The organism is Pseudomonas sp. stari2, from assembly GCF_040760005.1.
Classification (GTDB): domain Bacteria; phylum Pseudomonadota; class Gammaproteobacteria; order Pseudomonadales; family Pseudomonadaceae; genus Aquipseudomonas.
The window spans coordinates 4,176,723-4,188,916 of record NZ_CP099760.1; the positions used below are offsets into that span (position 1 = coordinate 4,176,723).

The window sequence follows — 12,194 nt, forward strand, 5'->3', positions numbered from 1 at the left end:
AGGCAGGTAAAAAATTGACGGGCGCAACTGAGACTACTTTTAACACTGCGCCCGCTCTTTTATAAACACGGCACACTGCGAATATTCTGTAACAGCCCGGCATTGTACGGGTTTGCGCGTTCGATGCCATGCTTCGAACCCCATGTTCAAGCATAGCCAAGCAGACAAAACCTGCGACGCAATTTGAGCATGCATTGTCTTTTGTGACAAAGGCTTATGAGGTGTATTTGATGAACGTGGCGAAGCATGCACCCTCAAGCTCGTCGCCCGTCTACGACCGCATCCCGGAAGGCAAGTTGCAGCAGCGTCGACTTTGCGCAGGTTCGGGAGGACATTCGCGACATTTAACGGCACACTTTGCAACGGGCCATGCCGCCCACCGCCCTCCCCTTCTGCAAGCCTGGACGCCATGCTGACTTGGTTACAACGCAACTCACTGACTTTCCCGCCACTGGAAAAGGCCATGCGCGACCCCAACGGATTGCTGGCGGCCGGTGGCGACCTGTCCGCCGATCGCTTGATCCAGGCCTATCGCCACGGCTGCTTTCCGTGGTTTTCCGAAGGTCAGCCGATTCTTTGGTGGTCTCCGGATCCGCGCACGGTCCTTTTTCCCGACGAACTGCACGTCTCGCGCAGCCTCGGCAAATTGATGCGCAAACAGCGCTATCGAGTGACCTTCGATCAGGATTTCAACGCCGTGATTCGAGCCTGCGCTGCCCCAAGGGAATACGCCGACGGTACCTGGATCACAGGGGCGATGCAGGACGCTTACATAGAATTGCATCGACGAGGCTTTGCCCACTCGGTGGAAGTCTGGGATGAGGGCGAACTGGTCGGCGGCCTTTACGGCTTGGCGATGGGGCAACTGTTCTTCGGCGAGTCGATGTTCAGCCGCGCGGACAATGCCTCCAAGTATGGTTTTGCGACGCTGGTGCAACATCTGAAAGAAGCGGGTTTCGTGCTGATCGACTGCCAGATGCCGACCGATCACTTGCACAGCCTCGGCGCGCGGGCCATTTCCCGCCCCGCCTTTGCCGAGTACCTGGCCCGACACCTCGACCAACCCAACCTTGCCACCTGGGTTTGCTGAGCGACTTTTGCGCGCGTGGCTTACACTTAATTCACCAGCTTACCCTCGAGGGTTGATCATGACCGAGTTGGCGCGGTTGAAGTTTTATGCCACTCAGCCTCACTCTTGCAGTTATCTGCCCGAGGAACAGGCCACGACCCTGTTTCTCGACCCGAGCCAGCCCATGGATGTGCATGTCTACGCAGACCTGTCGGAAATGGGCTTTCGTCGCAGCGGCGATCACCTGTACCGCCCGCATTGCCAGAACTGCAATGCCTGCGTGCCTGCGCGCATTCCGGTGGCGCAGTTCAACCCCAATCGGCAGCAAAAACGCATTTTCAAACGCAATGCCGACTTGCAGGTGCGCCCGGTCAAGCCTGGTTTCAGCGAAGAATATTTCGATCTTTATCAGCGCTACATCGAACAACGCCATGCCGACGGCGACATGTACCCGCCGAGCCGCGATCAATTCTCGACTTTTCTGGTTCGCGACCTGCCCTTCTCACGCTTCTACGAATTCCGGCTCGACGGACGGTTGCTGGCCGTCGCCGTCACCGACCTGCTGCCCAATGGCCTGTCGGCGGTCTACACCTTTTACGAACCGGAGGAAGAACGTCGTAGCCTGGGGCGCTATGCCATCCTTTGGCAAATCACCGAAGCCAGGCGACTGGGGCTCGAAGCGGTGTACCTGGGCTACTGGATCAAAAACTGCAAAAAGATGAACTACAAGACCCAATATCGACCGATCGAACTGCTGATTAATCAGCGCTGGGTCATCCTGAACTGAATGCAAGCCCTAAACCCCTTGGCGTAAACCCCATTTTTCGGGCACAATGCACGCCGCTTTTGCCTGGCGCAGTTGCACCGGGCCATTCACTGGACACCGAGGGCTTTACTGCATGTCGAAAGAAGACAGCTTCGAAATGGAAGGCACTGTCGTCGACACCCTGCCAAACACCATGTTTCGCGTGGAATTGGAAAATGGGCACGTCGTAACCGCGCATATCTCCGGCAAGATGCGCAAGAACTACATTCGTATTCTTACCGGTGACAAAGTGCGCGTCGAGCTGACGCCCTATGACTTGAGCAAAGGGCGTATTACTTACCGCGCTCGCTAATCAAGTCAATACAAGACGCCCGGCATTTGCCGGGCGTTTTTGTTTGTCTGGGATTTGGTTCTTTGGGTTTGAGTTTTGCGCGCATATCCGTTGCTTCGGGTGCCACTGGCGGTTTCGCTCTTACAGCGAGTCCCTTTTGGCAAACGCCAAAAAGGAACCAAAAGGCTTTTGCCCCGGCGTACGGCACTTCGCTTGGGCTCAGTGTTCCAGGGCGGAACCCTAAGCAGCCATAACCGCAGCAACGGATATACACACAAAACCCAAGAAACACCCAAAACAAAAAAGGCGCCCGAAGGCGCCTTTTCACTTATCAGCCATCAGGCCATTTCTGCAGTGGTTTCGAAGTCAAACGTCAGCTCACCATCCTTGATGTCGATGTGCACCACACCGCCATGCTCGGCCAATTCGCCAAACAGAATCTCCTCCGCCAGCGGACGCTTGATCTTGTCCTGGATCAGACGCGCCATCGGACGAGCACCCATGGCCGAATCGTAGCCACCGGCCGCCAGCCAGCTGCGCGCCGCGTCGGTAACTTCCAGAAGCACACGCTTGTCTTCCAGCTGCGCCTGAAGCTCAGTGAGGAATTTGTCCACCACGCTTTTGATGACCTCATGACTGAGGCGACCAAATTGAATGATGGTATCCAGACGGTTGCGGAATTCCGGCGTGAAGCTCTTCTTGATCACTTCCATCGCATCAGACGAATGATCCTGATGGGTGAAACCGATCGAAGCGCGTGCCGCCGTTTCAGCACCGGCGTTGGTGGTCATGATCACGATCACATTGCGGAAATCCGCCTTGCGTCCGTTGTTATCGGTCAGCGTGCCGTGGTCCATCACCTGCAGCAGCAGGTTGAAGACTTCCGGATGCGCCTTCTCGATTTCATCGAGCAGCAATACGCAATGCGGTTGCTTGGTGATCGCTTCGGTCAATAGACCGCCCTGGTCGAAACCGACATAACCCGGAGGCGCACCGATCAGACGCGACACGGTATGGCGCTCCATGTACTCGGACATGTCGAAGCGAACCAGTTCGATCCCCAAAGCCTTGGCCAATTGGCGCGCAGCCTCGGTTTTACCGACACCGGTAGGCCCGGCGAACAGGAACGAACCGACCGGTTTGTCCGGCGACTTGAGACCGGCACGGGACAGCTTGATCGCAGTCGACAGCGAATCGATCGCTGCGTCCTGACCAAACACCGTCAGCTTCAGATCACGCTCGAGGTTACGCAGCAGTTCCTTGTCGGAACTGGTGACGTGCTTCGGCGGAATCCGAGCGATCTTCGCCACGATATCCTCGACCTGCGGCACTTCGATGCGTTTCACACGCTTCTCGACCGGTTGCAGACGCTGATAGGCGCCCGCCTCGTCGATCACATCGATAGCCTTGTCCGGCATATGCCGGTCATTGATGTAGCGCGAAGCCAGTTCTGCAGCGGCGCGCAGCGACTCATCGCTGTATTCGATATTGTGGTGCTGTTCGAAACGCCCTTTCAGGCCACGCAGGATACCGATGGTGTCTTCCACCGACGGCTCGACCACATCAACCTTCTGGAAGCGACGCGCCAGAGCACGGTCTTTCTCGAAGATGCCACGGAACTCCTGGAACGTAGTCGAACCGATGCAACGAATGTCACCAGACGACAGCAGCGGCTTGAGCAGGTTCGAGGCATCCATGACGCCACCGGACGCAGCACCCGCACCGATAATGGTGTGGATCTCGTCGATAAACAGGATCGCCTGCGGACGTTTTTTCAGTTCGTTGAGCAACGCCTTGAAGCGCTTCTCGAAATCACCGCGATACTTGGTGCCCGCGAGCAAGGCGCCCAGATCAAGGGAATAAACAACGCTGTTGGCCAGCAGATCCGGCACCTGGTTGTCGACAATGCGCTTGGCCAGGCCTTCGGCAATCGCGGTTTTACCCACGCCCGCCTCGCCCACCAGCAGCGGATTGTTCTTGCGACGACGCGCGAGAATCTGCGCGACCCGCTCGACTTCCGTTTCACGCCCGACCAGCGGATCGATCCGGCCCTGGCGTGCGAGTTCGTTGAGGTTGCTGGCATACGCATCCAGCGGATTGCCTGAAGAAGAAGACTCACCGCCCTCGTCGTCCTGCATATCTTGTTCACCTTCAGAGTGATCGCCATGCCCCGGCACCTTGGAAATGCCATGGGCGATATAGTTGACGACATCAATGCGTGCAACGCTCTGCTGTTTCAGCAGGAACACTGCCTGACTCTCTTGCTCACTGAAGATTGCAACCAGCACATTGGCGCCGGTTACTTCGCGCTTGCCCGAGCTCTGTACATGAAAGACAGCACGTTGCAGCACACGCTGGAAGCCCAGGGTTGGCTGGGTTTCGCGATCTTCGTCATGGACGGGGATCAGCGGCGTGGTGGAGTCGATGAACTCCTGCAGGTCGTGCTTGAGTTTGTCGAGGTTTGCGCCGCAGGCACGCAATACGGTGGCGGCAGCCTCATTGTCCAATAGGGCCAGCAGCAGGTGTTCGACGGTCATGAACTCATGACGCTTCGAACGAGCCTCCTTGAAGGCAAGATTGAGGGTGACTTCGAGCTCGCGGTTTAACATAGCTTCACCTCATACCCAAGTGGTCGGCGATTAACCGTCCTTCTCGATTTCACAGAGTAGCGGATGCTGGCTTTCCCTGGCGTACTGGTTGACCTGCATGGCCTTTGTCTCGGCGATGTCGCGGGTAAACACTCCACATACTGCCCGCCCTTCTGTGTGGACGGCCAGCATGACCTTGGTCGCCAGCTCGCGATTCAGGTTAAAAAACACCTCGAGCACTTCGACGACGAAATCCATCGGTGTGTAGTCATCATTGAACAAAACCACCTTGTACATCGGCGGCGCCTGTAACGCAGGCTTTGCTTCCTGAACAGCAACGCCTGCCGAATCGTCGTCGTGCTCCTGTGGAAGATCCTTTTGGAGAAGCGGGCGATCCTGATTGAATGTTAGTCGAATCTGGCTGATTGCATGCATGGAAAGAAAGGTTCGTCAGTTGTGCAAATACAGTGGTGGGGGCGGCTTGACACGTTTTCAACTCCGACTGCCCGGTCACCTTGACTATCGGGAAAACGGTGTTACAACCAATAGAACCCACAGTGGGTAAAAAAGATCCGCGGAGTCAATCTTTTTAACGGATTCGACTGCGGATGAATTGGATGATACTCCAGCGATGGAGACTGTTGCAGAGGGATTTGAGCATGGCTGTCGGCAAGGTGAAATGGTTCAACAATGCCAAGGGGTTCGGTTTCATCAATACCGATTCCCGCGAGGGGAAGGATGAAGATGGCAAGGAGATTGATTTCTTTGCACACTACTCCGCCATTGAAATGGACGGATACAAAACCCTCAAAGCCGGGCAAATCGTCAAATTCGAGATCGTGCAAGGCCCTAAAGGGCTGCACGCCACAAAAATTCAGAATGCCGAGCCTGCGAAAGATGCCGTCTCGGCCACCGTTCAGCATCAATCAGTGACCAGCTGAAGCGACCAGAACACCTGCCAGAAAACAAACCGCCCGGCTCGATCACTCGAGCCGGGCGGTTTCGTTGCAGCAGCCTTTCTTACATGTGCTTGACGATCGCCTCACCGAAGCCCGACGACGACACCAGCGTGGCGCCTTCCATCAGACGTTCGAAGTCGTAGGTCACAGTCTTGGCCTTGATCGCGCCGTTGGTGCCCTTGATGATCAGGTCAGCCGCTTCGGTCCAGCCCAGGTGGCGCAGCATCATTTCCGCCGACAGGATTACCGAACCCGGGTTTACCTGGTCCTTGCCGGCATACTTCGGCGCAGTACCGTGGGTCGCCTCGAACATGGCCACGGTGTCGGACAGGTTGGCACCCGGCGCGATACCGATTCCGCCCACTTCCGCCGCCAGGGCGTCAGAGAGGTAGTCACCGTTCAAGTTAAGGGTGGCAATCACATCGTATTCGGCCGGGCGCAGCAGGATCTGCTGGAGCATGGCGTCGGCGATGGCGTCCTTGACGATGACTTCACGGCCGGTTTTCGGGTTCTTGAATTTCATCCACGGGCCGCCATCCAGCAACTCGGCGCCAAACTCATCCCGCGCCACCTCGTAGCCCCAGTCCTTGAAGGCACCTTCGGTGAATTTCATGATGTTGCCCTTGTGCACGATGGTCAGCGACTTGCGGTCGTTGTCCACTACGTATTGCAGGGCCTTGCGCACCAGACGCTTGGTGCCTTCTTTCGAAACCGGCTTGATGCCGATACCGCAATCCTGGTCGAAACGGATCTTGGTGACGCCCATTTCTTCTTTCAGGAATTTGATGACCTTGGTGGCCTCAGGGGAGCCGGCCTTCCATTCGATACCGGCATAAATGTCTTCGGAGTTCTCGCGGAAGATCACCATGTCGACGTCACCGGGCTTTTTCACCGGGCTCGGTACGCCTTCGAACCACACCACCGGACGCAGACAGACATAGAGATCGAGTTGCTGACGCAGGGCCACGTTGAGGGAGCGAATACCGCCACCGACCGGGGTGGTCAGCGGGCCCTTGATGGAAACGACGTAATCTTTAACGGCGTCCAGGGTTTCCTGGGGCAGCCAGGTGTCCTGGTCGTAGACTTGAGTTGCTTTTTCGCCAGCATAAACCTCCATCCAGGAAATCTTGCGCTTGCCCCCGTAGGCCTTGGCCACGGCAGCATCAACCACTTTGATCATCACAGGGCTGACGTCGACGCCAATGCCGTCACCTTCGATGAAGGGAATGATCGGGTTATCAGGGACATTGAGAGAATGGTCTGCGTTGACGGTGATTTTGTCGCCGACGGCTGGAACCTGAATCTTCTTGTAACCCATGCTGAACTCCATTGTTTGGATTGAACATCTGGCTTGGTTCGAGCGTAACCCAGTTGAATCAACACGCAAACCCTCTGTTCCGGGCGCGGCCACATCTCGTTTCGTACAAGCCTGAAAGCAAAGGGAAAAGCGCCAATCTCAAGCATTCACGGCGACTCTACGCCCCACCCCGCCCTGCGACCTTTAGACCAATGGACGAGAATCGTTGCATATGAACCATCGGCAGATTGCCAGCTACCTATGTATAATGCCGCCCGCTGACCAAAGGGTCACGACGGCTGGCCTCTCTAGCACGAGACTTTCCGCCTGATTGGTTGAACTGTTACCGCAGTTCGACTGCTTGACGCTCTACTGATGCACCCAACATCACCGCGAAGAATCTCGACATTCGGTTCATGGATGACTTTGAACGAACGCGCTTACCCGGCGCCCCTCGAGTTTCTGCGCACGCTTTAGCAAAGAAGAGAGAGTTAATCCGAATATGCCCACCCGCTCGAAGATCATCTATACCTTCACCGACGAAGCTCCAGCCCTCGCCACCTATTCCCTGCTGCCGATCATCGAGGCTTACACCGCCTCGGCCGATATCGCCGTGGAAACCCGCGATATCTCTCTTGCAGCACGTATTCTGGCCAGCTTCCCCGAGCAACTGGGCGACAAAGCCGTAGCCGACCACCTCGCCGAACTGGGCAACCTGGCCGTTACGCCTGAAGCCAACATCATCAAGTTGCCGAACATCAGCGCCTCGGTTCCGCAACTGCAAGCCGCGATCAAAGAACTGCAAGCCCAGGGCTACAACCTGCCGGACTACCCGGAAACCGTGACCAACGACGCCGAAAAAGAAGCCAAGGCGCGCTACGACAAGGTCAAGGGCAGCGCCGTGAACCCGGTTCTGCGCGAAGGCAACTCCGACCGTCGCGCTCCGCTGTCGGTCAAGAACTACGCTCGCAAGCACCCGCACAAAATGGGCGCCTGGGCCAAGGACTCCAAGTCTCACGTCGCTCACATGAGCACCGGCGATTTCTACGGCAGCGAAAAAGCTGCCCTGATCGACGCCGCTGGCGCCGTGAAGATCGAGCTGATCGCCAAAGACGGTACCGCGACCGTTCTGAAAGAAAAAACCACCGTTCAGGCGGGCGAGATCCTCGACTGCTCCGTGATGAGCAAAAAGGCCCTGCGCGCGTTCATCGCCGCTGAAATCGACAGCGCCAAACAACAAGGCGTGCTGCTGTCGGTTCACCTGAAAGCCACCATGATGAAGGTCTCCGACCCGATCATGTTCGGCCAGATCGTTGCCGAGTTCTACAAGGACGCCCTGACCAAGCACGCCGACGTGCTGGCCGAAATCGGCTTCAACCTGAACAACGGCATCGGCGACCTGTACGCCCGCATCAAATCCCTGCCGGCCGAACAGCAAGCCCAGATCGAAGCTGACATTCAAGCGGTCTACGCCGTTCGTCCGTCGCTGGCGATGGTCAACTCCGACAAAGGCATCACCAACCTGCACGTGCCGAGCGACGTCATCGTCGACGCCTCGATGCCGGCCATGATCCGTGACTCCGGCAAAATGTGGGGCACCGACGGCCAGTTGCACGACACCAAGGCCGTGATCCCGGATCGCTGCTACGCCACCATCTACCAGGCCGTGATCGAAGATTGCAAAGCCAATGGCGCTTTCGATCCGACCACCATGGGCAGCGTGCCAAACGTTGGCCTGATGGCTAAAAAGGCTGAAGAATACGGTTCCCACGACAAGACCTTCCAGATCAAGGCCGACGGCGTGGTTCGCGTGACCGACAGCAAAGGCACCCTGCTGATGGAACAGGCTGTTGAAGCCGGCGACATCTTCCGCATGTGCCAGACCAAAGACGCGCCGATCCAGGACTGGGTCAAACTGGCCGTCAACCGTGCTCGCGCAAGCAGCACCCCGGCCATTTTCTGGCTGGATCCGATGCGCGCTCACGACGGCGTGGTGATCGAGAAGGTTCAGGCCTACCTGAAGGATCACGACACCACTGGCCTGGACATCCAGATCATGGCCCCGGTCGACGCCATGAAGTACACCCTGCAGCGCACCCGCGAAGGCAAGGACACCATTTCGGTGACCGGCAACGTACTGCGCGACTACCTGACCGACCTGTTCCCGATCATGGAACTGGGCACCAGCGCCAAGATGCTGTCGATCGTGCCGCTGATGAACGGCGGTGGCCTGTTCGAAACCGGCGCCGGCGGTTCGGCTCCGAAGCACGTGCAGCAACTGGTCGAAGAGAACTTCCTGCGCTGGGATTCGCTGGGTGAATTCCTGGCCCTGGCCGCTTCTCTCGAGCACCTGGGTGTGAACTACAACAACCCGAAAGCACTGGTTCTGTCCAAGACCCTGGACCAGGCCACTGGCCAGTTCCTGGACAACAACAAGTCGCCATCGCGCAAAGTCGGCAACATCGACAACCGCGGCAGCCACTTCTACCTGGCCATGTACTGGGCACAAGCCCTGGCTGCCCAGACTGAAGACGCTGCACTGCAAGCGCAGTTCGCGACTCTGGCCAAGACCCTGACCGAGAACGAAGCGACCATCGTCGCCGAGCTCAACGCCGTTCAAGGCAAGCCAGTGGACATCGGCGGTTACTACCACGCCAACGCCGAGCTGATCAGCAAGGCCATGCGCCCGAGCGCAACCCTCAACGCGGCGATTGCTGCGCTGGTATAAGGTTGTAAAGGGAACATCACAAGCCCCGGCCATGCGCCGGGGTTTGTGTTTCTGCCTTCCGCCCAGGAGATTCGCCTCATGCAATGGCTCCCCCACATCACCGTCGCCACCATCGTCGAGGACAACGGCCGCTTTCTGATGGTCGAGGAACACAAGGCCGGACGTAACGTGCTCAATCAGCCCGCCGGTCATCTGGACCCGAACGAAACCCTGATCGAAGCCGCCGTGCGCGAAACCCTCGAAGAAACCGGCTGGGACGTCGAACCCACCAGCGTGATCGGCATTTATCTGTACACCGCACCGAGCAATGGCGTGACTTACCAGCGCGTATGCTTCAGCGCCAAAGCCGTGAAACACCACCCGGATTACCAACTGGACGACGGCATAGTCGGCGCCAAGTGGCTGACCCGCGACGAATTATTGGCCCAGCGCGACAACTGGCGCAGCGAGCTGATCATCCGTTGCATCGATGATTATCTGGCCGGCAATCGCTTCGGCCTCGAACTGATCCGCCCTTCCCTTTAGCCTTGAGGCCGTGAGCCTGATAGAATCGCGTCCTTTTTCAAGACACTCATTGAATCCCTATGCGTGATCCAGCCCCTTCTGACACATCCAAGAAGCGCGTCATTGTCGGCATGTCCGGCGGCGTGGACTCTTCCGTTTCCGCTCTCCTGCTGATCGAGCAGGGTTATGAGGTGGAAGGCCTGTTCATGAAGAACTGGGAAGAAGACGACGGAACGGAATACTGCACCGCCATGGACGACCTGGCGGATGCCCAGGCCGTGTGCGACAAGATCGGTATCAAGCTGCACACCGCCAACTTTGCCGCCGAGTACTGGGACAACGTGTTCGAGCATTTCCTGGCCGAATACAAGGCCGGACGCACCCCGAACCCGGACATCCTGTGCAACCGCGAGATCAAGTTCAAGGCGTTCCTCGACTACGCCATGATGCTCGGCGCCGACCTGATCGCCACCGGTCACTACGTTCGCCGTCGCGACATCGATGGTCGCACCGAATTGCTCAAGGGCGTGGATCCGAACAAGGATCAGAGCTACTTCCTGCACGCCGTCGGCGGTGAACAGATCGCCAAGACCCTGTTCCCGGTCGGCGAGCTGGAAAAACCGGAAGTCCGTGCCATTGCCGAGAAATACGAGCTGGCCACCGCCAAGAAGAAGGATTCCACCGGGATCTGCTTCATCGGCGAGCGTCGTTTCAGCGATTTCCTCAAGCAATACCTGCCAGCGCAACCGGGTGAGATCAAGACCACCGAGGGCGAAGTCATCGGCCGTCACCACGGCTTGATGTACCACACCATCGGCCAGCGCCAAGGCCTGGGCATCGGCGGCCTGAAAGACGCCGGCGACGAGCCGTGGTACGTGCTGCGCAAGGATCTGGACACCAACGAGCTGATTGTCGGCCAGGGCAACAACCATCCGTGGCTGTTCTCCAGCGCCCTGCTCGCTTCGGAAATCTATTGGGTCAACCCGATCGATCTGAGCCAGCCGCTGCGCCTGACCGCCAAGGTCCGTTATCGCCAGAGTGATCAGACCTGCACCCTGGAAAAAACCGCGACCGGCTATCGCGCCGTATTCGACGAGCCACAACGTGCGGTCACACCGGGCCAGTCGGTGGTGTTCTATGACGGCGAAATCTGCCTCGGTGGCGGCGTGATTGAAGTTGCCGAGCCGTGGAGCGGCCAGGCATGAGCCCGACTCAGGAGCAACTAACGGCTTTGGGCGGCGTGTTTCTCGCCGCCGTGCTGGTCGACCGGATCGCCAAGACCGGCCAGACCAATGAGGCCGGCCTGAGCTGCATGCTCGGCAGCCTGTTGGTGCGCGATCCGAAGGACACACTGGACGTGTATGGCGGCGACGATATCAACCTGCGCGAGGGTTATCGCGCCCTGATCGGCGCCCTTGAGCGCGATCCGAGCACCTTGCAGCGCGAGCCGTTGCGCTACGCCTTGTCAATGCTCGGCCTTGAGCGCCAACTGGCCAAGCGCAACGACATGCTCGACGTGATCGGCAAGCGTTTGCCGCAGATCCAGTCGCAGGTCGAGCATTTCGGCCCGGCCCACGAAAACGTGATCGCTGCCTGCGGCGCGTTGTATCAGGACACCCTGAGCACGTTGCGCCAACGCATCCAGGTGCACGGCGACATGCGCAACCTGCAGCAGCCGAGCAACGCCTCGAAGATTCGCGCCCTGCTGCTCGCCGGCATTCGTTCGGCACGCCTGTGGCGTCAGCTCGGCGGTCATCGCTGGCAGTTGGTGATCAGTCGTCGCAAGCTGCTCAAAGAGCTGTATCCGTTGATGCGCAGCGAGTAAATCGCCGCGCAATAAAAGCTTTGTAGTCTGTAACGCGTAATACGCCGGTCAGTTGGTGACGGACCGGCGGATTTTTTCATGTATGATACGCGCCCCATTTCGTTGCCCGACTGTCCGAGAACACCCC

General features: G+C 58.0%; 11 protein-coding genes. 8 read left to right on the forward strand and 3 right to left on the reverse strand.

Translation table 11 applies throughout. The annotated features are described in order from the left end of the window. Positions 1-409 precede the first annotated feature (409 nt). From aat to infA, 3 genes are all read left to right on the forward strand, one after another. Positions 410-1,090, forward strand: a complete 681-nt coding sequence (aat, locus tag NH234_RS19080) for a leucyl/phenylalanyl-tRNA--protein transferase (RefSeq protein ID WP_085732139.1) — start codon at positions 410-412, stop codon at positions 1,088-1,090. Positions 1,091-1,148: 58 nt separating this feature from the next. Then, positions 1,149-1,856 (forward strand): arginyltransferase, encoded by a 708-nt coding sequence (locus tag NH234_RS19085; RefSeq protein WP_085732140.1) that lies wholly within the window; start codon positions 1,149-1,151, stop codon positions 1,854-1,856. Between the two features lie 112 nt (positions 1,857-1,968). Further along, positions 1,969-2,187: a translation initiation factor IF-1 gene (gene infA / locus NH234_RS19090; RefSeq protein ID WP_002553999.1), complete on the forward strand. Its 219-nt coding sequence runs from the start codon at positions 1,969-1,971 to the stop codon at positions 2,185-2,187. A 317-nt stretch (positions 2,188-2,504) separates the two neighbouring features. Here infA and clpA read toward each other — a convergent pair whose 3' ends face one another. Both clpA and clpS read right to left on the reverse strand, forming a co-directional pair. After that, positions 2,505-4,775, reverse strand: a complete 2,271-nt coding sequence (clpA, locus tag NH234_RS19095; RefSeq protein WP_085732141.1) for an ATP-dependent Clp protease ATP-binding subunit ClpA — start codon at positions 4,773-4,775, stop codon at positions 2,505-2,507. A 30-nt stretch (positions 4,776-4,805) separates the two neighbouring features. Beyond that, the gene (gene clpS / locus NH234_RS19100; protein WP_011334948.1) at positions 4,806-5,189 is read right to left on the reverse strand and encodes an ATP-dependent Clp protease adapter ClpS; all 384 of its coding nucleotides are present in this window, start codon (positions 5,187-5,189) and stop codon (positions 4,806-4,808) included. Positions 5,190-5,413: 224 nt separating this feature from the next. On the opposite strand from clpS, the gene NH234_RS19105 reads away from it, so the two are divergent. Beyond that, positions 5,414-5,695: a cold shock domain-containing protein gene (locus tag NH234_RS19105; RefSeq protein WP_085732142.1), complete on the forward strand. Its 282-nt coding sequence runs from the start codon at positions 5,414-5,416 to the stop codon at positions 5,693-5,695. Between the two features lie 79 nt (positions 5,696-5,774). Here the strand turns inward: NH234_RS19105 and icd are convergent, their stop codons facing one another. Continuing rightward, a complete protein-coding gene (gene icd / locus NH234_RS19110; protein WP_085712383.1) occupies positions 5,775-7,031 on the reverse strand; it encodes an NADP-dependent isocitrate dehydrogenase in 1,257 nt (418 codons plus the stop codon). Positions 7,032-7,512: 481 nt separating this feature from the next. Between icd and NH234_RS19115 the strand changes: the two genes are divergently transcribed. The 4 genes from NH234_RS19115 (at position 7,513) to hflD (ending at position 12,067) form a co-directional block, all read left to right on the forward strand. Next, positions 7,513-9,738, forward strand: coding sequence for an NADP-dependent isocitrate dehydrogenase (locus NH234_RS19115; protein ID WP_085732143.1), 2,226 nt, complete (start codon positions 7,513-7,515; stop codon positions 9,736-9,738). Positions 9,739-9,816: 78 nt separating this feature from the next. Further along, on the forward strand, positions 9,817-10,263 hold the full coding sequence (locus NH234_RS19120) for an NUDIX hydrolase (protein WP_085732144.1): 447 nt from the start codon (positions 9,817-9,819) through the stop codon (positions 10,261-10,263). 59 nt (positions 10,264-10,322) lie between these two features. Next, positions 10,323-11,447 (forward strand): tRNA 2-thiouridine(34) synthase MnmA, encoded by a 1,125-nt coding sequence (mnmA, locus tag NH234_RS19125; RefSeq protein WP_367253874.1) that lies wholly within the window; start codon positions 10,323-10,325, stop codon positions 11,445-11,447. Further along, on the forward strand, positions 11,444-12,067 hold the full coding sequence (gene hflD / locus NH234_RS19130; RefSeq protein ID WP_064380694.1) for a high frequency lysogenization protein HflD: 624 nt from the start codon (positions 11,444-11,446) through the stop codon (positions 12,065-12,067). The genes mnmA and hflD overlap by 4 nt, the downstream gene beginning before the upstream one ends. Positions 12,068-12,194: the final 127 nt, after the last annotated feature.